Source organism: Hymenobacter metallilatus (assembly GCF_003944705.1).
In the GTDB taxonomy this organism is placed as follows: Bacteria; Bacteroidota; Bacteroidia; order Cytophagales; family Hymenobacteraceae; genus Hymenobacter; species Hymenobacter metallilatus.
On record NZ_RWIS01000025.1, the window covers coordinates 1 to 21,154 of the forward strand.

The window sequence follows — 21,154 nt, forward strand, 5'->3', positions numbered from 1 at the left end:
CGGAGCGCCTATGGTACTGCCTTCACCGGTGGGAGAGTCGGTCGCCGCCAACCTTATCACGGCGAACTGCCCCGCTGCGTTTCCCTTCCCGGGGAAATGCGCGGGGCAGTTCCTGTTTTACCCCCCCCACCAGCCAAAGCGGCGGAAGGAAAGGGGATATAAGTAACTTGGCCGCGTTCTATGCCGCATAAAAATGCCTGTCTCATTAAGAGCGGATTTTCTTATGCGGTATGGAATGCAGCCTGGGTCTGAAAACATAATGCCTGCATCACGCTGAAGGCCTTCAGCGTGATGCAGGCATTATGTTTTCAGACCTTTACATACAGTCTTACTGTAAAGCAGTTTGACCCATATCAGTCATTTGCTCATTAACTACGGATATATTGGTGCGCACCGCATTTTTATAGGCTGCCTGGCCATTAGGGGCAGTGGTAGTTGGAAAGAACTCGATACGGTAGGTGCCAGACGGAATACCACTTAACTGGAATGCACCTGTTGCATCAGCGGATGTGCTGAAGGTATCGGGAAGGGTAAGAGAGGAACGGATAGCCAGAATTTGTGGCAATGTTGCAGCAGGAGTGACACTGCCACGTAGACCACCCTTTATATCTTGAGCGACTACGCGGATTACTGGCTTGAGAAGGTAACGTTCTTTCTTATCGTTGCCAGGCTTCCAATTCCCGCGCTCTACAATAGATTTGGCCACATCGAAGTCTAGGAGAAGCTGGTAAGTTTCACGGGCGCGGAGGGTAGCTTTATCCAGTTTCAATTTTATACCGGAAGTCTGACCACTTGGGGTTTTTAAATCGTACCGCTGACCGTCGCGGCCAATAACGTAACTGTCAGGGCCGAGTATAAGGCGAACTTCCTTTAGGTCGCCGGGCTCAAAATCGGTACTGACCAGCAATGCAGAGCGCCCATTAACATACTCCAATACATTAATGGCTTGCATCTGAAAAGGAAGAATCTGCCAACCATCGGGGTTGCTTTCCTCTCGGGTATGTACCTCTATCTGGCGTACATCCAAGATAACTGCCCGAAAATCGCCTGGGGCATCCATCAGTCGGACTTCCAGCTTTGAACTGTCAGAGGAGTCATTATCATTGTTGCATGCGGCAAACAGAAGTGGTGCAGACAGCAGAGCATAGGTGAGCGGACGCAGCATCATAGAACGGGCGTTGAAGTGAACAAAAAAGAACAGCTGATACCTGTACGAGGTATCAGCTGTTGAGATGTTGCAAGAAATCGGCCAAGTAGCGTGGGTTCAGCGAACAGTGCAAAATTCTATTGCCCGGTTCCTGTACTATCAGCTTTGGGCGGGGAAGTTGTCTCTTCTGGTGCTGGTTTTGGGGTATCAGGGGTTTTGACTGGGGCTGGCTTCGGTTTGCCGAAGATCAGGTTGTTAAGACCTTGCTTGGCTTTGTCCTGCAATTTGGCCTGTGCCTCCAAACGTTTCTTTTCTATTTCTTGCTGCGCTTTCGAGGCTAGCTCCTGCTGCTTGCGCTGTAGCTCACGCTGGAGGCTGTCCTGGGCTATTTTAGCCTGTGCCTGCAGCTTAAGCTTGGCGTCGTCTACTTTGGCCTGTACGATATTCTGCACAAGGTCTTTCGCTTGGGCCTTTACGCTGCCGGTGGTCAGCTTTACAACCGGGTTTTTCATAGAGCCTCCAATAGTGAGGCCAAGGGTTACCCGGTCAGTACCCTTCAGGTTCTGTACGCCCGTAAGTTGAGTAAGCTTTGCGTTGAGCTGATTACCAACTTGGCCAGTGGGCACATTAAGGGCGGTTACGTACTCAAGGTTGCCACTTACATTACTGGACCCGCCTACTGTCATTTTGATCTGACCCACAGTAAAATCGAAAGGTTTTACAATGAAATTGCCATTTAGAATTTCGGCCGCCACATCTTTATTTTCTACTACCAGTCGCTTGAGCTCCTGAAATTGAGTGAGGTTGCTGATTTGGTTGAGGGCAGGAGAGTTGCCTACAGCGGCCCGAACAATCTCAAACAGTCCTTTACCGGTGAGGCTGCTATACACCGGCATCATATCGGGGCCCATCTCACCACTTACATTAAAAGCAGTGGAGAACACACCATCTACCTGAGAGGCCAGCGGCACTAGCGTTTTGATAGAGTTAAATGCCTTAAAGGCATTCTGGAAATTCAGGTTTTTAATGTTAAGGCCGAAGCTAAACCTGGGATGCGCTAGGTTTTTGCTGCTGTAGCTGCCATTTGTGGCAAACGCGCCGCCAAGGGTGTTGAAGGTGAGATTGGACAGCGTAGCGGCCTCGTCGCGGACCGTGACGGTACCTTTCACGTTGTCGAGTTTCAGATTATCGTACACGACCTGGCCCACGGTAGAGTTCAGCGTCAGATCCACGAACTTAGGAATCTGTAGAACTCCCTGGGCGGTGGCGGGCGGGGTGCCGCCAGTGGCGGTGGTCTGGCCGCTTACCTCGTCTACCATCCACTCATTCACATTAAAGCGGGAACTACTGACCGCCAGGTTGCCGCGCAACGGCTGGCCGGGCGTGAACAGGTAGCCCAAGTAATTGGACAGGGTGCCGGATGCCGCAATATCGGAAGAGCCAACTGCGCCAACCATATTCTGGAGAGCAATCTGGTTGTTGTTGAAAGTGGCCGTAGCCTGCGTTACTTTCAGGCCCTGGGGCAAGTCAGTGCTCTTATAGGTGACGTTGCGGGCCTGTACAGTGCCTGAAGCCACCACCGTCTGGTAGCGGCCGGCCTCAATGTCGGCCATGTTGCCTTTGGCGGCTACGTTGCCGTTGAGGCGGCCCGTAACCGTCATGCCCTGGAGCGGGAAGATGCGGGTGAGCTTGGTGAGGTCTACAGTGCCTTTCACATCGGTGTCGAAGGTCAATTTATCTACACCCTGGGTAGCTATGCGGCCTTCCAGCGGCTCGCCATCCAGCAGCATCCGGAACTGCGGAATGCTCACGCGGGTGTCGTTGAGCTGCCCGGTGGGGTTTGTGATGGTGCCATTGAGGGTAAGGTTTTCGATGGGAGCGGGGAACTGCTTACTCTTTACGTAGCCATTGGTAAGGTTCAGCGCAGCCTGTACGACTGGCATCTGCGCCTTTGAATACGTACCTCGGGCCGTGGCATCCACAAACAGCTTGCCGCGCAGCAGCAAGTCCTGAACAGGGTACACCTTCATCATTTCGGTTAGGTCCACGTTGGCTTTCACGCGGCCGTCCACTTTCATCGGCTCCAACCCGTCGATGGCCACGCGGCCGTCAATGGGGTTTGTGCCAAGGTCGAGGTGGAACTGCTTCACATTTACCTTGATATTGTTGGTAAAGCCTGAAGGGTTATCCACCGCCATATCTACGTTGATGTTGCGGGCCCGCTGGGGCAACTGGGGGTAGTGGAAGCTACCATCTTTCACCACCAGATTCAAACCGTAGCCAGGCATCTTCACTGCATTCTGCACGCCTTTAAAGTAGCCATCAAACGCCACCTTACCGGTAGCCTCTATGTCTTTAAACTGACTGGTGTACGCGCCGGGCACTAAACTCAGAATATTCCGGAAATCGGTTTCAAGGGCCTTAAAAGTGAGGTCGTAGGTAATATCGGTGGCATTGGGCAAGCCAATGGTGCCCTGGAAGGTGGCCGGAAAATCGTTTAGCTTCACCTGGTTGTCCTTGAAGGTGAAAAGCATCTTTTCCAGGTTCATTGCCATGGTCACGTCGGCATCCAGCTTTTTGTTGGTCACGTACTCCGTGCCATCGTACTGCATAGAGAAGCTCTCAGCAGTGGTCTGACTCACCATATCGAAGATATTTCGCTCGAAGTCGCCGGAGCCAGAGTGGTTTACCCCGCGCAGCTGCATGCCGAACGGAATGCTCAAATCCTCATAGCGCAGGCGTCCGTTGTTGATCTGCCAACCCTGAATAGCCAGGTTAACGGCCGTGGTATCCTGTCCTTTAGCCGCCGCTGCCGAATCCGAAACGTATACGTCCCAATTAGCCTGGCCGCTTTTCAGCACTTTGATATGCAGGTCGGGCTGCTCCAGCGTAATGTTTTTGATTTTGATCTGACTGCCGCGTACTACGCTCATCAAATCCAGCCCAACCCGCACTTCGGGCAAATAAGCCAGCGTATCGCGCGCGAAAGAATCCTGACCAATGATGCGCAGCTGGTTGAGGCGCAAAGCCAAGTTGGGGAAGGTGCTGAGCAAGGTTACGTCCACATTGGCGGGATCGTACTGCACCTGAGCCCGCACGCGCTGAGCCAGCTGCTTATCAAAGGCAGCTCTGATTTTATCTTTGAACAGCACCGGAGCTAACGCTACGCCAGTTACCAGTACTACCAAAACAAGCAGTAGTCCGACAAAGAATTTACGCATAGTGGAAAAGAAGAAAAGAGAAAATCAGAAAGACAGTCTGTCGCCACATCAGGCCCCATAGCAGGTAAAAGTAGGCTGAAACAGAGCCCCGAGCTGGCAGGAAGAGTAGGAAAGGTGTGCCGAAAGTTGCTTAAACGAAGCCACTATGCTGCATGGTGCCGAAAATCAGGAAAGAAAATCCCATTTTAGACCCTCATCGGCTGGTGACCATGTACCAAAGTAACTGCCACCGCCGTTAGTGACGTAGCTTATGCGGGTATCCTGCCTTTCATATCACCTTTGTAATCAGCTGCTACGCACGTGCGGGCAGTGGCTGCTGTCGGTGGCAGGCGTAATAGGTTGTGTGCAGTTCGCCCAAGCGCAGGATCTGTATTTTGCTCAGCCTTATGCAAACCGGATGCAACAAAATCCGGCCTACGCTGGCCTGCTCGATGACTACAGCATCACGCTAAGCTACCGCAACCAGTTCCCAACTCTGGCCGGCACTTTCCAAACCAGCCAGCTAGCGGCTGATTATCGTTTTCGGGACCAGCACAGCGCCGCCGGCCTGCTGGTCAACTACGACCGGACCGGCAGTGTGGGCTACACCCGATTTCAGGCCGGAGGCGTGTACGCCTATCATGTGCGGCTGAATGAACAATTGAGTGTAAGCGGTGGTGCCTCCGTGAGCTACGGATTACAGCGCGTGAGCTACGGTAACCTGGTTTTCGGTGACCAGCTCTCGGATGATGGAGTAGTGCGTGACTACAGCCTGGAGGTAGCCGACTACAAGCCAGTTCATTACGTTACGGCCGGGATAGGGGGTTTGCTCTACACTGAACGATTTTGGGTGGGGGCCGCCGCCCATCATTTGAACCAGCCCAACCTGGGGTTTGTCACGCAGTCCTCGTTGCCGCTACGGCTGGCGCTGCAAGGTGGGTATAAGGTGTACCTTGTGCGAACCACGGTGAAGCGGGAATACAAGGAAATCAGCCTGGCCCCGGTAGTGAACTATACCCGACAGGGCGGCTCACAACGGGCCGAAGCTGGTTTGTACTTTACGGCTACACCGCTCACCTTAGGAGCTGTTTACCGGGGAGTTCCGCTACCCGGTTCGTTGCGGCCGCAACAGGTGCTAACAGCCATTGCCGGGGTCGGAGTGGGGAGCTTTCGGATCGGTTACAGCTATGATATGAGTCTCAGTCAGTTCAGCTCAGATTTAGGGGGAGCACACGAAATTTCTCTGGCCCTCCGGGAGTTCGACTCGCTGGAAGCAGCCTGGCGCCGGCTAAAACGCCGAAATTACCCGACAATTCCTTGCCCAGCCTTCTAAAATTTTGTATTATTGCAGCCGACTTGCCTTGTCTAAACGCTTTTCTAACAGGTAGTTTCAACTTGATCATGAATTTTTCCAAGTACCTGCGCTTTGCTGTAGTGGGAGCCTGCGCACTGGCCGCTTGTAAGGGCGGACCGCCCACGGCTACCAAACCCGGTAAGTACAGCTCCACCACGGGCATTGAGTACAATACCGAGGAAGGCATGAAGGTGTCTGACTACCAGGGCATCCCGGATGGTCCCGGTCTGGTGTTTATCGAAGGCGGCCGCACCGTGCTGGGCTCCGCCGAAGAGGACATTGCCATGACCCACGACAACCTGGAGCGCACGGTAACGCTGGCTTCCTTCTACATGGATGAGGCTGAGGTGGCCAACATTCACTGGCTGGAATACCTTCACTACGTGCGTAAGGACTCCTCCGAGGAATTCTACCAGTCGGCTCTGCCCGATACCACGGTGTGGGCCCGGGAGTTGTCATTCAACGACCCGTACGTAGACTATTACCTGCGTTACCCTGGTTTCCGTTACTTCCCGGTAGTTGGCGTAAGCTGGCTACAGGCTAACGATTATTGCACCTGGCGTACGGCTAAGGTAAATGAGCGTCTGGCTGGTGAAAGTGACGAAGGAGACGGTGGTGGCAGCAGCAAAGGTGGCGGGCTGTTTGGCAGAAAGAAAAACAAAGGTGGCGACGCGGCCGAAGGCACTTCGGAAGGCGGCGGAACCAAGATTGCCATCGAAAACGGGAATACTCTGCCCAACTACCGTCTGCCCACAGAGGCGGAGTGGGAATACGCCGCTCAGGCCCTCATTGGTACCCAGGAAACTGGTAACGAAAACCAGGAAAATAAGCGAATCTATCCTTGGGATGGTCGTCAGGTGCGGAATCCCTACGGTAAGAATATGGGGCAGTTCCTGGCTAACTTTAAGCGTGGCCGCGGCGACTATGCCGGTATTGCCGGTTCGCTGAACGACGGTGCCATGATTACGGAGTACATCTACAACTACCCACCCAACGATTATGGCCTGTACAACATGTCGGGCAACGTAAACGAGTGGGTACAGGATATCTACCGGCCGCTCTCGTACGAAGATGTGGAAGATCTGAACCCCTTCCGCCGAAACGGCTTCCTTGACCCATCGGAGAAGTACGATAAGAAAGGATACCAGTCGCTTATCGACGACCACGTGCGGGTGTACAAAGGTGGCTCGTGGCGCGATGTAGCGTATTGGCTCTCGCCCGGTACGCGCCGTTTCATGGCCGAAGATTCGGCTACGGCTACTATCGGTTTCCGTTGCGCTATGATCAACGCTGGATCGAACAAATAAGCACCACGGATTACCCGGATTTTCTGCGAATCCCACGGATTTCGTGGGCAACGCTGACGAACGAAACAGGCCGCCCAACTTGGGCGGCCTGTTTTATTTTGTTGTTACTCTGATAAACAAGATGAAGCTATATTAGTCGGGTTATCTGCATCTGCGTCGTGATTAACGGTCGGCAGTGGCAATGGTAGCAATGCTTACCTGCAGAGCACCGGCGGCCAGCAGCGCAGCCGCGCAGGCCTCGAGCGTAGCACCAGTGGTTAGTACATCATCTACCAGCAAAATGCGCTGTTGCTGCACTACCTCCGGATGCGTCACTTCAAATACAGCTTCCACGTTTTGCCAGCGCTGGATGCGGTTCTTGCGGGTTTGAGAATTAGTATAGGTGGTACGTTGCAATGCTGCTGCCTGCCAGGGTAATTGCAGGCCGGTAGCTAACCCTTCAGCGAAACTATCGGCTTGGTTATAGCCCCGTTGGGCCAGCTTGCGGGTGTGCAGAGGTACGGGTACTATCAGATCGAAATCGGTATGTAAGCCAGCGGCCGTGAGCTCCTGCCCGTACCAACGACCCAAAATGCGGCCTACATCCTGCTGGCCCCGGTATTTGAGTTGATGTAGCAGGTGTTGCACCCGACCGTGCTTCTGAAAACGGAGGTAACTAAGCGTGTGCCGAATGGGAAGCTTGCCCCAAAAACGACGGGCCAGCGGGTTGTCAGCAGCGGCTAGCCGATGATAGTCGGTGTAAGGCAGCTGCGTGCGGCAGGTAGTACAGATGTGGTCTTCGCCACGGGCCAGAGGCTCCTGACACGCCAAGCAGACGCGCGGGAAAAGTAGCCCAACGAAATCGGATAAAATAGTAGGTAAGAACATGGATGTAAGCTGGATACCGCAGGAATAGCAGACGGGCTGCGGGGCACGGGAAACTTCTCCCTAATTTTAAGGTTTAAAGCCGACTTCCGGAATAGCCCGGGGAGTTGTCTGCCTCTTACATAACCGGTTTTTCAGATGAGCCTCGTTTCCGAATTTAATGACTACCGCCAGCGGATGAATGAAAAAATCCTGGCGGCCGATAACAAAGTCATCAAGCGGTTTTTCAACCTCGACACCAACACCTACCAGGAAGGTGCGCTCAACGTCAAAACCAAGGAAATAGTGGGCCTGGCCTGCTCCATGGTGTTGCGCTGCGACGACTGCATCAAGTACCACCTGGGCAAGTGCTTTGAGGAAAAGCTCACCGACGAGGAAGTGTACGAGGTATTTGCCATTGCCAACCTTATTGGGGGCAGCATAGTGATTCCGCATTTCCGCCGGGCCGTGGAGTACTGGGAGGCCCTGAAAGAGGAGGCTGCTACGCCCGCGCCTGAGCATCTGCACAACGCCTAACCCATGCTGGATCCGCAGGAAACCGAGTCCCAGTTTGAGCAGCGCTGGTGGGAGCTGATGAATGAGATGCGCGCCCGCTTCGGCAAAAAGCCCGATATGAACGCCCTGCTGCTGTTAATTGGTGTGCAGGAGCTGGGCCAGGGGGCCGGGCCGTTTACCAAGGAGCAGAAACAGGACCTCATGCACATTGCCACCTGCCGGCTGTTCAGCTTTTCGGGGTTTTACGAGCTGGAGCGGGTAGACGAGGAGGGCTGGCCCCATTACCGCCTGCTGCAGCCATTGCCTTTCAGCAACCTGAAAGAGCAGGAGCGGATGCTGAAATGGCATATTTTGGAATATTTCGACTCGATGGATGGCTGAATGGCTAGATGGTTGAACGGTTGGCCGCTCACTAATTCTTCAAAACGACTGACCATCCAACCATTCAACTACTTAGCCATTCAACAATCAAGCAAATGCACATCATCTCCTACAACCTCAACGGCTTCCGCTCAGCCCTCAGCAAAGGCCTGGCCGAGTGGGTGACGCACACCCGGCCGGATGTGCTCTGCGTGCAGGAAATCAAGGCCGGGCGGGAGCCGCTGGATGTATCGGCGCTGACGGACCTGGGCTACCATGCCTACCTGCACCCGGCCCAGAAACCTGGCTACAGCGGGGTGGCTACCTTCAGCCTGGAGAAGCCGCTGGCCGTGGTGGAAGGCTGCGGGCACAGCTGCTACGATGACGAAGGCCGGGTGCTCCGGCTGGATTTTGCCCAGTGCTCGGTGTTGAACACCTATATGCCCTCGGGTACCAGTGGGCCGGAGCGCCAAGCATTTAAAGTAGAGTGGCTGCACTTTTTCCGGCGCTACGTGCGGGAGCTGCAGGCTGCCGGTGTGGGGCCGCTGGTTATTGTGGGCGACTACAACTGCTGCCAGACCGAAATTGACCTGCGCAACGCCAAAACCAACCAGAACAGCCCCGGTTTCACCCCGGAGGAGCGGCAGTGGTTCCGGGATTTTCTGGCTGACGGCTTTACCGATTCCTTCCGCCACCACCACGGCCCGGTGCCCGACCGGTACTCCTGGTGGACCTACCGGGCCGGGGCCCGGACCCGCAACGTGGGCTGGCGCATCGACCATCTGCTGGTTGACAACGCCCTGGTGCCCCATATCCACCACGCCGATTTGCTGCACGATGTGGTGCACTCCGACCATTGCCCGGCCCAGGTGGTGCTGGACTTCAACGCCTAAACCCGCACCGGGCAGCCTGAAAGTAGTGTGGGCCGCCCGGTGCAGTTTTACTCAAGGCAGGAGTTTTTAAGCGCTTAAAATCATATGGGCTACCTCGCGGCCGGAGGCAAGGGCGGCGTTGAGGGAAGGGTAGGCCGTATGGTCGCCGCAGCGGTACTGGTCCGCTTGGAGCTTCAGCATTTGGCGGGCGGCCTGGCCGGCGGGATATACGGGCAGGGCGTACGGAATATTGTAGGTACGCAGATGGCGCCACTGCGCAGCCTCCGGGCCAAACCACTCCGCCAGCTCCCGCTGCAGCCGGGCGGTTAGCTCGGCTTCAGTCAGGCCATGCTCCCCGTGGGTACTGATGGATATCAGCCGCTGCCCGGCCGGGGCATAGCCCGGGGCTACTTCCGAGGGGAAGGCTACGTTATGGGCCAGGGCGGTGGGCGAAGCATTCAGGCGCAGCAGCTTATCGGGGCGGCCGGGGGCGGCGGAAGCGGCAAAATAGGTGCAAGTGGTGCGCCGCCACGGCAGGGAAGAGGAAGCTGCCGCCGGCAGCAAGCGGGCTGCGGCTTCCCCATCAACGGCCACAACTACCGCCGCACCCTGCAGCGTTTCGCCGGTTTCGAGGCGCACGGTGGTGCCCTCCAGGGAGCGGACGCGGGTGTTCAGGCGGAGGCTGCCGGCGGGCAAACGGGCGGCCAGCTGCTCCGGAATCTGCTGCATGCCCAGGGCCGGAATACTCGCCTCCCCTTCCACAAACTGCTTGAACACGAACTCGAAGAAGTTGGCGGCCGTGCTCAGGTTCCGGTCGAGGAACACCCCTCCGAAGAAGGGACGGAAGAAGTTTTGAATCATCTGCTCACTCCAGCCATACTGCCGCAGAAAATCTACGGTAGAAAGGTTGTTGGTGGAGTTGCGACTCAGCAGCTGCTCACTGGTAAAGCGGCGGACATGCTGCACCATACTCACAATGCGCAGCTTGTCTGGCAGGGTGCCGATGCGCGAAGTAAGCGCCGAAAATGCGGCCGTAGGCTGCTGCAAGGGGTTCTGAAGCGTAGTTTGCTGCCCGTCGGGGAGGCGGATAACCGCCCCGGAGCGAAAAGCCTGCAAGTTCAGGGCCCCATAGTCGATGAGGCGCTCTACCTCGGGGTAGCGAGTGAGCAGCACCTGGAAGCCCCGGTCGAGGCGGAAGCCTTCCGGCGTTACGTCGGTTCGTACCCGCCCGCCCACGGCATCCGCTGCCTCCAGCAGCAGCACCGGGCGCCCGGCCCGGTGCAGGTAGCAGGCGCAGGCCAGCCCGGCCATGCCGGCGCCAATAATAAGTACCGGTAATTGAGTAGAGTCAGCAGTGTTCATACCCCGCGCAAACTGAAAAAACGGCCAAAAGGTTAAACCCCGGCTCTAGTCGGCTGGGGCATACTGCTGCTCAAATCCGTGCAATTCGCGCCAGCCGTCTGCATCTGGGATTTAGAACAGGGGCTTACGCTTCTTCATCACCTTGCGCGTCTTCATCGTCCAGAACTCGGCCACGCCGGGGCGCTGCTGGCTCACGCGCCATACGCCCATTGCCTGGCCTAACTGGTAGCCGGTGGCTTGGTCCTGAGGATACCGATTCTGAATGAGGGCGTAATCCGAAGCCGTAATATCCTTTCCCACAATGCCGTGACAGCGCAGGCATAACTGGTCGTTGAGAACCAAGGGACGTTGATAGGTAAACTCCTCAGTGCCAGGCCGGGCTACCCGGCGCGTAGTATCAGCAGGGTTTTGCTCGGTGGCCGAAAGGGTGACCCGATGTGCCGGATTGCGGGGGCGGGTGGTAGCGCGGCTCAGAGAGGCCTGCAGGGTTTTGGCCAACGAATCGGTTGCAGGCAGGGTTTCGGGGTGGCAATAGGGTAGCGCGGCGGCTACGCCCCCGGCTTCCAGCTTCTGGGCAAGTACCTGGCGTAGCTCCCGCTCGGCAGTGCGCGTGAGCGAGTCGCCGGCCCAGGCAGTGGCCCGGAGCAAATCCTTGGGCATAATGCGCTTGACTTCCCAGTTAGCCGCCTCCACGGCCAGCTCTTTGGTGTTACTGAGGTGCTCCACCTGGTCGGGGCGGCAGGCGGCGAGTAGGAGCAGGAGTAGGGCGGGACGGAGTAGGAAGCGCATAACAAGGGAGGATATTAAAGTTGTCATCCTGAGCAGCGCGAAGGACCTTGGCCCCGTTGTCGTCGTTCAGGTGGCGGTTCCCGGGAGGTACGCGGAGGGATTCGCGGAGTCGTTTTAACGTAAACCGTTCAAACGGGGTGAGGTCCTTCGCGCTGCTCAGGATGACAAAGGGTACAACCGGCAACAACGCATTTACTCCCACAAATATGCCCGCAAGGCTTCGTATTCCGGCTCCAGCAGGGTGCTTTGTTTGGGCTGCTGCATCAGTTCCCGCAATTCGTCGGGGATGGGTACTGCCTGGCCGGTGGCGGCTTCCACAGCCTCCGGAAACTTGACGGGGTGGGCCGTTTCCAGGAAAATGCCGCGCTGCTCCGGGTGCTGGCGCAGGTAGTCGGCCAGCGCATAGTAGGCCACGGCACCGTGGGGGTCAAGCACGTAACCGGTTGCCCGGAAAACCCGCGCAATGGTAGCCGAAGTATCCGCATCCGACACGGCATACCCGCTGAGCAGCTGCCGCAACACCGGGTGCTGGTGCCCGAACAGCTCCAGAATCCGGCCGAAGTTGCTCGGGTCGCCCACATCCATGGCGTTGGACAGCGTGGGCACGGCGGGCTGGGCTGCGTACCGGCCCGAGGTCAGGTATTGGGGCACGGCATCGTTCTGGTTGCAGGCGGCCACAAAATGAACCACCGGCAGCCCCGAGGCGTAGGCCAGCAAACCGGCGCAGAGGTTGCCGAAGTTGCCGCTGGGCACCGCCACCACGGGCGGGGCGGCGTGGGGCCACTGCCCCAGGGCCGTCACGTAGTACAGTTGCTGGGGCAGCCAGCGGGCTACATTAATGGAGTTGGCTGAGGTAAGCTGGCGGCGCTGGCGCAGCGCTGCGTCGCGGAAGGCCTGCTTTACCAGCCGCTGGCAGTCGTCGAAGTTACCGCGCACTTCCAGGGCCCGCACGTTCTGGCCCAGGGCCGTGAGCTGCTGCTCCTGCACGGGGCTTACCCGCCCGCTGGGGTAGAGGATGACTACCTCCACGCCCGGCACACCCAGAAAGCCGCTGGCCACGGCCCCACCGGTGTCGCCGGAAGTAGCCACCAGTACCGTAACGGGCCGGGTTTCGTGGCGGGAGAAGTGACCCAGGCAGCGGCTCATAAACCGCGCCCCCACATCCTTAAACGCCAGCGTAGGCCCATGAAATAGCTCTAGTGCGCTGATGCGCTCGGTTATGGGCACTACCGGCAGCGGAAAGTTTACGGTTTCGGCGCAGATACGGGCCAGCTCCGGCTCCGGAATAGAAGTCCCCACGTAAGGCCGCAGCACCGTCAGGGCAATTTCGGCGGAACTCAACCGGGGCAGCTGTTCCAGGAAGCCGGCTGGAAAGCGCGGAATGGTTTCCGGGAAGTACAGGCCCCCATCCGGGGCCTGGCCCGCCACGGCCGCCGTCCGGAAATCAACGGGCTCCGACTGGCGGTTGAGGCTATAGTAGTGCATGGCGGTTGGCTTGTGTGGGGAGGCCGATGTAGCGACGCGCTACGGCGCGCCTCCTCGTTGCTGCTGTTGTTGGGTTGCTGCTGGTGCGGGTCGTTCAACGACGAGATGCGCCGTGGCGCGTCCCTACATCAATCGGGCAGAATCTGGCAGCCTATTGGGTTAATGGTGGTCTGGTAGATGAAATGCGCCAGGCCAAGCTGCACATAAGTGGTGCGCATTACCTCAGCCACGGCCTGGGCAGTAGCCTCGGTCTGGCTGAGCATGAACAGAGACGGGCCGGAACCCGATATGCCCCCGCCCAGGGCCCCGGCGGCGCGGCTGCCCTCCTTCACCTGCTGAAACCCCGGAATGAGGATGCTGCGCACCGGCTCGATAATCACGTCTTCCAGGGAGCGGCCAATGAGGGCGTAGTCGTGCTGGAGCAGGCCGGCTACCAGAGCCCCCACGTTGCCCCACTGCCGGATGGCGTCGCGCAGCGGAACCTGCTGCCGGAGTATGCGCCGGGCGTCGGCAGTTTTTACCTCAATCTGGGGGTGTACCACCGTTACGAACAGGGGTGGGGCATCCAGGGGCACCACATCGGGCGTGGGCGTGGTAGCCCGAATGAGCGTGACGCCGCCGTAGATGGCCGGGGCAATGTTATCGGCGTGGCGCACGCCGGAGGCCACTTCCTCCCCGTACATGGCAAACTCCACCAGCTCGGCCCGGCTGAACCGCCCGCCTAGCAGGTGGTTCAGCCCCACCACGGCCCCGGCAGCACTGGCCGCGCTGCTGCCGATGCCGCTGCCCGGCCGGATGCGCTTGCGAATACGCACCTCCACGCCCGCTACCTCCGGGGCCGCCCGCAGCATGGCCAGCAACGCCGCGCCGGCCACGTTGCGCGTGGGCTCGGTAGGCAGACCGAAGGCATCGTCGTTGATGATGCGCACCCCGGGTTCGGCTGTGAGCCGCAACTGCATTTTGTCGTTGGGCTCACGCAAGGCAAACCCCAGCACATCAAACCCGCACACCACATTGGCCACGGTTGCCGGGGCGAGAACGGTAATGGCGTTAGAGTTGAGGGATGAAGCAGGAGAGCTGAATGGAGTGGGCAACATAGGTGGGGGAGAGTTGAGTTATGAATTATGGGTTATGAATTATGGGTTATAAATGGCGGTAATTGGCTGGATAGGAGAAGGAAAAATGGCAGGGAGGTAGTTAGTGGCTGTACTGCTAATTCGGCACTCAGCACTCAGCACTCATCATTCAAAACTCCCTTTACCCCTGCGCGGCCCGCAGTACATCGGCAAACACGCCGGAGGCCGTAACCTCGGCTCCGGCCCCGGCGCCTTTAATCACCAGGGGCTGCTCCACGTAACGGTTGGTGTAAAAGAGCACGGCGTTGTCCTTGCCCTGCAAGGAGTACAGGTCGTGGCCGGGGGCTACGCTTTCCAGACCCACGCGGGCCTGGCCCGCGGCAAAGCTGGCCACGAAGCGCAGCTTTTTGTCCTGGGCAGCGGCCCCGTCATATAAGCTCCGGAAGTGGGCTTCGTGGGCGGCCAGCTGCTCATAGAAAGCGGGTACGTCGCCCTGCAGGCAGGCGGCGGGCAGGAAAGATTCATTCTGTACCTCGTGCATTTCCAGCGCATAGCCGGCTTCCCGGGCCAGAATCAGGATTTTGCGGGCTACGTCCACGCCAGTTAGGTCCAGGCGGGGGTCGGGCTCGGTGTAGCCCTCCTGCTGGGCCTGGCGCACTACCTCGGCAAAGGGCCGGGTGCCGTCGTAGGTATTGAACACGAAGTTAAGCGTGCCCGACAGCACGGCCTGCATCCGCTGCACCTCGTCGCCGCTGCGCAGCAGGTCCCCCAGCGTCCCGATAATAGGTAGGCCCGCACCCACGTTGGTTTCAAACAAAAACTGGGTATTAAATTCCTGAGCCAGGCTTTTCAGCTGGGCATAATGCTGATACTCCGAGGAGGCGGCCACTTTATTGCAGGCTACCACGGCCACCGAGCGGGCCAGCAGCTTGGCATATACCTGGGCTACTTCGGCGCTGGCCGTTACGTCCACAAACACCGTGTTGCGCAGGTTCAGGGCCAGTACTTCCTCCGTCAGCTGATCCAGGCTGAGGGGCGGCCCGGCGGCCAGGGCGGTTTCCCAGCTGGCCAGGTCCATGCCTTCTTCCTCCAGCACAAAGTGCCGGCTGTTGGCCAAGCCCACCACCCGCAGGTTCAGGCGCAGCTTCTCGCGCAGCCAGGGTTGCTGCCGCTGCAGCTGCTGCAACAGCTTGCGGCCCACGTTGCCCACGCCCGCTACCACCACATTCACCTGCCGGGTAGTGGCCTCAAAAAATGTTTCGTGCAGTACATTAATGGCCTTGCGCACATCCTGCTGCCGAATCACGGTGGAAATGTTCTTCTCCGAGGAGCCCTGTGCAATGGCCCGGATGTTCACCCCATTTTGGCCCAGGGCCCCAAACAGTCGGCCGCTGATGCCAGGGTGGTTTTTCATCTGCTCCCCCACCAGGGCCACAATAGCCAGCTCATCCTCCCGGTCCAGCGGGTCCAGCAGGCCCGCCCTGATTTCGTGGGCAAACTCCTGGTTGGCGGCCTGCTGGGCCCGGTCGGCATCGGGGGTGCTCACGGCCACGCAAATGGAGTGCTCCGAGGAGCTTTGGGTGATGAGAATGACATTGACCTGCTCCCGGGCCAGGGCCGCAAACAGCCGCCGCGAAAAGCCCGGCACGCCCACCATGCCGCTGCCCTCCAGCCGCAGCAGGGCAATGGGCCCGATGCTGGAAATGCCCCGCACAAAGGCCTGATTAGCCGGCGGGCTCACCTCTACCAGCGTACCAGCATCCTCGGGGGCAAAGGTATTCTTGATCCAGAGCGGAATGCCCGAGCGCATTACCGGCTGAATGGTGGGCGGGTACAGCACCTTGGCCCCGAAGTGCGACAACTCCATGGCCTCCTGGTAACTGATGCGCGGAATAGGCCGGGCGGCGCGCACCAGGCGCGGGTCGGCCGTCATCATGCCGCTCACGTCCGTCCAGATTTCCAGCCGCTCCGCCCCTAAAGCCCCGGCAAAAATGGCGGCGGTATAGTCGGAGCCGCCTCGGCCCAGGGTGGTGGTGCTGCCGTTGGGGGCGCTGGCCACGAAGCCCGGGGCCACGTACAGGGGCACCTCGCCCGTCACGGCCGTCTGAATAAGCGGGTTGGTGCTGGTAAAGTCCACGGCGGCGTGGCCGTGGCGGGCATCGGTCCGGATCAGCTGCCGGCTATCCAGCCACTGGTGGGCCGTGCCCCGGGCCGCCAGCGCCGCCGCCAGCAGCCGCGACGACAGCAGTTCCCCGTAGCTCACCAGCCGGTCCAGCGTCCGGGCCGACAGCTCACCCAGGGCAAATACACCGTCGCAGAGGCTCTCCAACTCATTGCAATGCGTTTTTACCAGGCTCAGCACGCTGCTCTGGCCGGTAATGGGCAGCAGACCCCGCACGGCTCCCAGGTGGCGCTGCTCCAGCTCCAGCAGCAGCTCCCGGTAGGAGGCATCGGCGGCGGCGGCGCGGTGGCCGGCGGCAATCAGGTCATCCGTTACGCCACCCAACGCCGACACCACCACGACCGTGGGCCGCTGCCGGGCTGCCGCTTCGGCCAGGGCTACTACCTTGCTCATGTTCTCGGCCGTCGCCACCGACGAGCCTCCGAATTTCAAAACCAGCATACCATTCAGCTGCATATAGGGCAAGAAAAAGCCCGCTTCGGGCCGGGCGGCTCCTTGGGGGAGCCTTCCGGCGAAGCGGGCGGCGAAGTGGAGGATAAAAAGGAGTTCCGCGGCCCGCTCAGCGGGTTGTAGTCACGGTTGTCCCGGTACCAATTGTAGCAATTGGCAGTGCGCAGTTCAGAGCATGGATAGCACGGGGCCGGACCATAAGCGCGGGGTTGATGGCCGCAAAGTAGGAATTATTTGGAACGGGCAAGAGTTGGCTATAGAAATATTTACGATTTCTACGGGCCCGGCACGGGTAGCCGCCCCAAGCAGCCGCGGACATGATGAGGCGGTTCTTTCTCAGGAGTTTCGGCCGTATATAACCTCGGCGGCGTTTGCGTACCTTTGCACTCCCCATACATTTTCTGAAGGCAAGATGCTAGATAAACTGGAGGCCATCCAACAGCGCTTTGAGGACGTGAGCGAGCAGCTTACTCAGCCCGAAGCCATGAGCGACATGAAACGCTTTAAGGCCCTCAATAAGGAATACAAGGACCTCGGCAAAATTGTGACCGAGTACAAGGCCTACCAGAACGTGCTGGCCAACATCGACGGCGCTAAAGAAGTCATTGCCACCGAAAAGGACGAGGATTTCCGCCAGATGGCCAAGGAAGAGCTGGAAGCCCTGTACCCGGAGCAGGAGCGCCTGGAGGCCGTTATTAAGGAGCTGCTCATTCCCAAAGACCCCAACGACAGCAAGGATATCATCATGGAAATCCGGGCGGGGGCCGGCGGTGATGAGGCCGCCATTTTTGCCGGTGACCTGCAGCGCATGTACATGCGCTTCGCCGAAAAGCAAAACTGGAAGATGGAGCTGGTAGATGCTACCGAAGGTACCTCGGGCGGCTACAAGGAAATTATTCTGGCCGTGAAGGGCGAGGACGTGTACGGTAAGCTCAAGTTTGAATCGGGGGTGCACCGCGTGCAGCGTGTGCCGGCCACCGAAACTCAGGGCCGCATCCATACCTCTGTGGCTTCCATTGTGGTGATGCCCGAGGCGGAGGAGTTGGACGTGCAGATTGATATGAACGAGGTGCGTAAGGACCTGTTTATGTCGTCGGGCCCCGGCGGGCAGTCGGTAAACACCACCTACTCGGCCGTGCGCCTCACCCACTTGCCCACCGGCATTGTGGCCCAGTGCCAGGACCAGAAGTCCCAGCTCAAAAACTTTGATAAAGCCCTGCAGGTACTTCGTTCCCGCCTCTACGAAATTGAGCTGGCCAAAAAGAACGAAGCCGAAGGCGCGGCCCGCAAGAGCATGATTGGCGGTGGCGACCGGTCGGATAAAATCCGTACCTACAATTACCCCCAGGGCCGCGTAACCGACCACCGCATCGGCCTGACGGTGTACAACCTGTCGTCGGTAATGGACGGCAATATCGACGAGTTTGTGGAGCAGCTGCGCATTGCCGAAAGCGCCGAGCGTCTGCAGGAAGGCGTGGTGTAATTTAACTAACTACCCAATCGTTTGTCATCCTGAGCAGAGCCAAGAACCTTGTTGCGCCCGAACGACTTGCCTGAGCCGGTTCGTTCAGCTTTGATAAGGTTCTTGGCTTCGCTCAGGATGACGACTTTTCCAGGAGCTCTATTTTTCCCATATGCGCTTTCTATTCCCGCTTTTCCTGCTGCTCTCGTCCCTGGTGGTGGTGCTGCCCGGCTGTGAGCCCAAGGAGGACCTGCTGACCACGGACAGCAGCGCCAAGCTGGAGTTTGCCGAGGATACGGTGAAGTTTGACACCGTATTCACCTCAGTGGGTACCGTGAGCAAGCGCCTGTGGGTGTACAACCGCAACGTCCGGGCCGTGCGGGTTTCGGAAATCAGTCTGCAGAACCGCCCCGGCGTAACCTACAGCCTGCTGGTGAACGGCGACGCTACCCTGACGGCCCGCAACGTGGAAATCCGGGGCAAGGATAGCGTGCTGGTGCTGGTGCGCGCCACCATCGACCCCACCCCCGCCGACCTCAAGCCCTTTCTGGTAGTAGACGACCTGAAGTTTCTGACCAATGGCAACGAACAGGTGGTAAAGGTGCTTAGCTATGGACAGAACGCCTACTTCCACAACCGGGAAGAAATCCGGCGCAACACCATCTGGAAGGCCGATAAGCCCCACGTAATCTATGATTACGCTTTCGTGGACTCGGCCATTACGCTAACCATTGAGCCGGGCACGCGCATTTACAGCCACGCTGGTGCGGCCCTGCTGGTGGGAGGAAAGTTGCTGTGCAATGCCACGTTTCAGCCGGCCGGCGAGCTGAAGCCCACGGACCGTAACGTGGTGCGCTTTCAGGGCGACCGTCGCGAGGCGGCCTACCAGGAAACGCCGGGGCAGTGGGGCGGCATCTGGTTCCTGTCGAGCAGCCGCGACAACGTGGTGCGCTACACCGACATCAAGAACAGCGCCTTTGGGCTGCTGGTGCTCAACCCCAGAGTGCTGCGCCCGTTCCCGAGCGTAACGGTAGAAAACTCCATCATTCAGAACATCAGCAGCGCCAAACAGGCCTTTACCAATGCGGGCGTGCAAGTTGCGCTGGATGGAGCGGCCCTGTTGGCTTTATCAGGCAATTTTACGGCCCGCAACGTATTGATGGCGAACTGTGAGCAGTATGCCGTGGAAGGACTGTTGGGAAGTAGTCTGCAACTAGACTATTGCACCATAGCCAACTACTCTACCTTAACCAACCGGCTCACCCCGTCCGTTATTCTGGCTTCTACGCTCAAAATCAACAATCAGGTGAAAACGGCGGCCCCCAGCCTGACAATGCGCAATGCCATTGTATGGGGCTCGATGCGGGAAGGAGAAGAGCTGGAGTTTGTAGATGGCGAGCAGTACGCCGGCAACATCAGCATCAGCAACAGTGTGCTGAAAACCAAAAAATACGACAACACTGGGGCGCTGGGGCAGCGCAAAAACGGGAATATTCTCAACCCCACCGAAGGGCCTGGCTACCTGTTCAAAAGTACGCCCCTGCGCTTTCGGGGCAAAGCCCTGGATTTTCAGCTTGATACCCTCTCGCCGGCCAGCAACAAAGCGCTGCCGCTGCCGGGCCTTACCCGCGACCTGCTCAACCGCCCCCGCAACCCCACCACCCCGGATATTGGGGCCTATGAGCGAGTGAATCCGTGAGGTAGAGGTGGGGAGGTGAAAGGTAAAATTAGATTGGTAATCTAAGTGACGGCGCACCATGTGCACATCCAACTCGTCATTGACGGGCATAACCGACGACAGACTATCACTTAGACCACCGCCAAACGTATAGAATAGGCCTAATAGGTAATATCCATTGCGACCTGTGTAGTTTCGAAACGGCTGCTCATGCTCACCGAATCATTGTGGCACCAGAAGCTGTTTTGTGATTGTTTGACTTTGCTTCAACTAGGCTGATATTAACCACCGTGCCAGAAATTCCTGGCGTTGACGTGGTGCGCACTTGGTCGATAGCCTCGGGAACAATGCGTAAGGTAGCAACTTGCGCGGCGTCAAGCGTATGGCCGTTAAGTACAAAGCTTATAGAGCCTTGTAACCCCAGCCGCCGGCTTAGCTCCGCAAACGATTCGCTCTTTACGCGCCCGTTGTAGGTAATAACCACGACGCCCCCTGGGTTTAGATCTTTCAATGCGCCAGGTGCGTCTTGATTGTTGTACAGGGCTATACCTTGGAAATCTTTGGGGTCAAGGCGCGCGACAAATCCATTGGCGATGATATTAGTATTCAGTATAAAAAGTGCTGATTTAATGTCGTGCTGTTTCTTGATAACACTTTTTGCCTGTCCGTAACTGAGAATGGCAGTTGACTTAAGAAGCACTAAACAGAAAGTTATTTTCAAGTAGGAATGCATGGCGGAAAGGTTCTTAGTTAGTGGCAGCCAGTTATGGGAATGGCGTAGTGTGAATTAGCGAATAAATTAGGACCGTTACCTGTTTTTAAAGAACCAGTTTCGGGATCTAAATAGTAGACTGTAGTCGGGTCGTTTCGGTCATATCCCGTAATGATCACACTGTGGTAAACATTTGTGGCTCCATCAATATAGCTAAAAACATCGGTGGTGATCTAAGCTGTGGTGCATCGTCGGTTGTGCTCGTCAATGACGAGTTGAATGCGCACGTGGTGCATGGCCAAGCAGCGACTGAACGAGCAGGACTTGCGCACCAGCACGGCGCACCGTTGGCGTAAGGA

The 21,154-nt window shown here is 57.9% G+C and carries 16 protein-coding genes; 7 read left to right on the plus strand and 9 right to left on the minus strand.

The window, feature by feature from the left end:
- Positions 1–328 precede the first annotated feature (328 nt).
- On the minus strand, positions 329–1,168 hold the full coding sequence (locus EI290_RS22095) for a DUF4382 domain-containing protein (RefSeq protein WP_125433818.1): 840 nt from the start codon (positions 1,166–1,168) through the stop codon (positions 329–331).
- Positions 1,169–1,284: 116 nt separating this feature from the next.
- Positions 1,285–4,368, minus strand: a complete 3,084-nt coding sequence (locus EI290_RS22100) for an AsmA family protein (protein WP_125433819.1) — start codon at positions 4,366–4,368, stop codon at positions 1,285–1,287.
- A 250-nt stretch (positions 4,369–4,618) separates the two neighbouring features.
- Between EI290_RS22100 and EI290_RS22105 the strand changes: the two genes are divergently transcribed.
- Together EI290_RS22105 and EI290_RS22110 are read left to right on the plus strand one after the other, a co-directional pair.
- Positions 4,619–5,680 (plus strand): PorP/SprF family type IX secretion system membrane protein, encoded by a 1,062-nt coding sequence (locus EI290_RS22105; protein WP_125433820.1) that lies wholly within the window; start codon positions 4,619–4,621, stop codon positions 5,678–5,680.
- Between the two features lie 68 nt (positions 5,681–5,748).
- Positions 5,749–7,008 (plus strand): SUMF1/EgtB/PvdO family nonheme iron enzyme, encoded by a 1,260-nt coding sequence (locus EI290_RS22110; RefSeq protein ID WP_185817121.1) that lies wholly within the window; start codon positions 5,749–5,751, stop codon positions 7,006–7,008.
- A gap of 162 nt (positions 7,009–7,170) precedes the next feature.
- On the opposite strand, the gene EI290_RS22115 is transcribed toward EI290_RS22110, so the two are convergent.
- Positions 7,171–7,875 (minus strand): ComF family protein, encoded by a 705-nt coding sequence (locus EI290_RS22115; RefSeq protein WP_125433821.1) that lies wholly within the window; start codon positions 7,873–7,875, stop codon positions 7,171–7,173.
- A 135-nt stretch (positions 7,876–8,010) separates the two neighbouring features.
- Between EI290_RS22115 and EI290_RS22120 the strand changes: the two genes are divergently transcribed.
- The 3 genes from EI290_RS22120 (at position 8,011) to EI290_RS22130 (ending at position 9,620) form a co-directional block, all read left to right on the plus strand.
- Positions 8,011–8,388 (plus strand): carboxymuconolactone decarboxylase family protein, encoded by a 378-nt coding sequence (locus tag EI290_RS22120; protein WP_125433822.1) that lies wholly within the window; start codon positions 8,011–8,013, stop codon positions 8,386–8,388.
- A gap of 3 nt (positions 8,389–8,391) precedes the next feature.
- Positions 8,392–8,748, plus strand: coding sequence for a hypothetical protein (locus EI290_RS22125; protein ID WP_125433823.1), 357 nt, complete (start codon positions 8,392–8,394; stop codon positions 8,746–8,748).
- A 95-nt stretch (positions 8,749–8,843) separates the two neighbouring features.
- Complete coding sequence (locus EI290_RS22130) at positions 8,844–9,620, plus strand: exodeoxyribonuclease III (RefSeq protein WP_125433824.1); 777 nt, start codon at positions 8,844–8,846, stop codon at positions 9,618–9,620.
- A 66-nt stretch (positions 9,621–9,686) separates the two neighbouring features.
- Here EI290_RS22130 and EI290_RS22135 read toward each other — a convergent pair whose 3' ends face one another.
- From EI290_RS22135 to thrA, 5 genes are all read right to left on the minus strand, one after another.
- On the minus strand, positions 9,687–10,961 hold the full coding sequence (locus EI290_RS22135) for an NAD(P)/FAD-dependent oxidoreductase (RefSeq protein WP_125433825.1): 1,275 nt from the start codon (positions 10,959–10,961) through the stop codon (positions 9,687–9,689).
- 111 nt (positions 10,962–11,072) lie between these two features.
- Positions 11,073–11,750, minus strand: coding sequence for a c-type heme family protein (locus EI290_RS22140; protein WP_185817122.1), 678 nt, complete (start codon positions 11,748–11,750; stop codon positions 11,073–11,075).
- Between the two features lie 192 nt (positions 11,751–11,942).
- The gene (thrC, locus tag EI290_RS22145; protein WP_125433827.1) at positions 11,943–13,235 is read right to left on the minus strand and encodes a threonine synthase; all 1,293 of its coding nucleotides are present in this window, start codon (positions 13,233–13,235) and stop codon (positions 11,943–11,945) included.
- A gap of 128 nt (positions 13,236–13,363) precedes the next feature.
- Complete coding sequence (locus tag EI290_RS22150; RefSeq protein ID WP_125433828.1) at positions 13,364–14,332, minus strand: homoserine kinase; 969 nt, start codon at positions 14,330–14,332, stop codon at positions 13,364–13,366.
- Positions 14,333–14,492: 160 nt separating this feature from the next.
- Positions 14,493–16,934, minus strand: coding sequence for a bifunctional aspartate kinase/homoserine dehydrogenase I (thrA, locus tag EI290_RS22155; protein ID WP_125433829.1), 2,442 nt, complete (start codon positions 16,932–16,934; stop codon positions 14,493–14,495).
- A gap of 421 nt (positions 16,935–17,355) precedes the next feature.
- On the opposite strand from thrA, the gene prfA reads away from it, so the two are divergent.
- Both prfA and EI290_RS22165 read left to right on the plus strand, forming a co-directional pair.
- Positions 17,356–18,426 carry a peptide chain release factor 1 gene (prfA, locus tag EI290_RS22160; protein WP_125433830.1) on the plus strand — a complete coding sequence of 357 codons (1,071 nt, stop codon included), beginning with the start codon at positions 17,356–17,358 and terminating at the stop codon, positions 18,424–18,426.
- Between the two features lie 151 nt (positions 18,427–18,577).
- A complete protein-coding gene (locus EI290_RS22165; protein WP_125433831.1) occupies positions 18,578–20,104 on the plus strand; it encodes a hypothetical protein in 1,527 nt (508 codons plus the stop codon).
- Between the two features lie 193 nt (positions 20,105–20,297).
- On the opposite strand, the gene EI290_RS22170 is transcribed toward EI290_RS22165, so the two are convergent.
- Positions 20,298–20,816 carry a hypothetical protein gene (locus tag EI290_RS22170; RefSeq protein WP_125433832.1) on the minus strand — a complete coding sequence of 173 codons (519 nt, stop codon included), beginning with the start codon at positions 20,814–20,816 and terminating at the stop codon, positions 20,298–20,300.
- Between the last annotated feature and the right edge of the window lie 338 nt (positions 20,817–21,154).

What these genes read in the sequence shown, in the direction of transcription:
- EI290_RS22125 (WP_125433823.1), top strand. Translation starts at nt 8,392, where the DNA reads ATGCTGGATCCGCAGGAAACCGAGTCCCAGTTTGAGCAGCGCTGGTGG.
- thrA (WP_125433829.1), bottom strand. Translation starts at nt 16,934, where the DNA reads ATGCTGGTTTTGAAATTCGGAGGCTCGTCGGTGGCGACGGCCGAGAAC.
- EI290_RS22110 (WP_185817121.1), top strand. Translation starts at nt 5,749, where the DNA reads ATGAATTTTTCCAAGTACCTGCGCTTTGCTGTAGTGGGAGCCTGCGCA.
- EI290_RS22095 (WP_125433818.1), bottom strand. Translation starts at nt 1,168, where the DNA reads ATGATGCTGCGTCCGCTCACCTATGCTCTGCTGTCTGCACCACTTCTG.
- EI290_RS22135 (WP_125433825.1), bottom strand. Translation starts at nt 10,961, where the DNA reads ATGAACACTGCTGACTCTACTCAATTACCGGTACTTATTATTGGCGCC.
- EI290_RS22165 (WP_125433831.1), top strand. Translation starts at nt 18,578, where the DNA reads ATGCGCTTTCTATTCCCGCTTTTCCTGCTGCTCTCGTCCCTGGTGGTG.
- EI290_RS22115 (WP_125433821.1), bottom strand. Translation starts at nt 7,875, where the DNA reads ATGTTCTTACCTACTATTTTATCCGATTTCGTTGGGCTACTTTTCCCG.
- EI290_RS22170 (WP_125433832.1), bottom strand. Translation starts at nt 20,816, where the DNA reads ATGCATTCCTACTTGAAAATAACTTTCTGTTTAGTGCTTCTTAAGTCA.
- EI290_RS22120 (WP_125433822.1), top strand. Translation starts at nt 8,011, where the DNA reads ATGAGCCTCGTTTCCGAATTTAATGACTACCGCCAGCGGATGAATGAA.
- prfA (WP_125433830.1), top strand. Translation starts at nt 17,356, where the DNA reads ATGCTAGATAAACTGGAGGCCATCCAACAGCGCTTTGAGGACGTGAGC.
- EI290_RS22130 (WP_125433824.1), top strand. Translation starts at nt 8,844, where the DNA reads ATGCACATCATCTCCTACAACCTCAACGGCTTCCGCTCAGCCCTCAGC.
- thrC (WP_125433827.1), bottom strand. Translation starts at nt 13,235, where the DNA reads ATGCACTACTATAGCCTCAACCGCCAGTCGGAGCCCGTTGATTTCCGG.
- EI290_RS22140 (WP_185817122.1), bottom strand. Translation starts at nt 11,750, where the DNA reads ATGCGCTTCCTACTCCGTCCCGCCCTACTCCTGCTCCTACTCGCCGCC.
- EI290_RS22100 (WP_125433819.1), bottom strand. Translation starts at nt 4,368, where the DNA reads ATGCGTAAATTCTTTGTCGGACTACTGCTTGTTTTGGTAGTACTGGTA.
- EI290_RS22105 (WP_125433820.1), top strand. Translation starts at nt 4,619, where the DNA reads ATGCGGGTATCCTGCCTTTCATATCACCTTTGTAATCAGCTGCTACGC.
- EI290_RS22150 (WP_125433828.1), bottom strand. Translation starts at nt 14,332, where the DNA reads ATGTTGCCCACTCCATTCAGCTCTCCTGCTTCATCCCTCAACTCTAAC.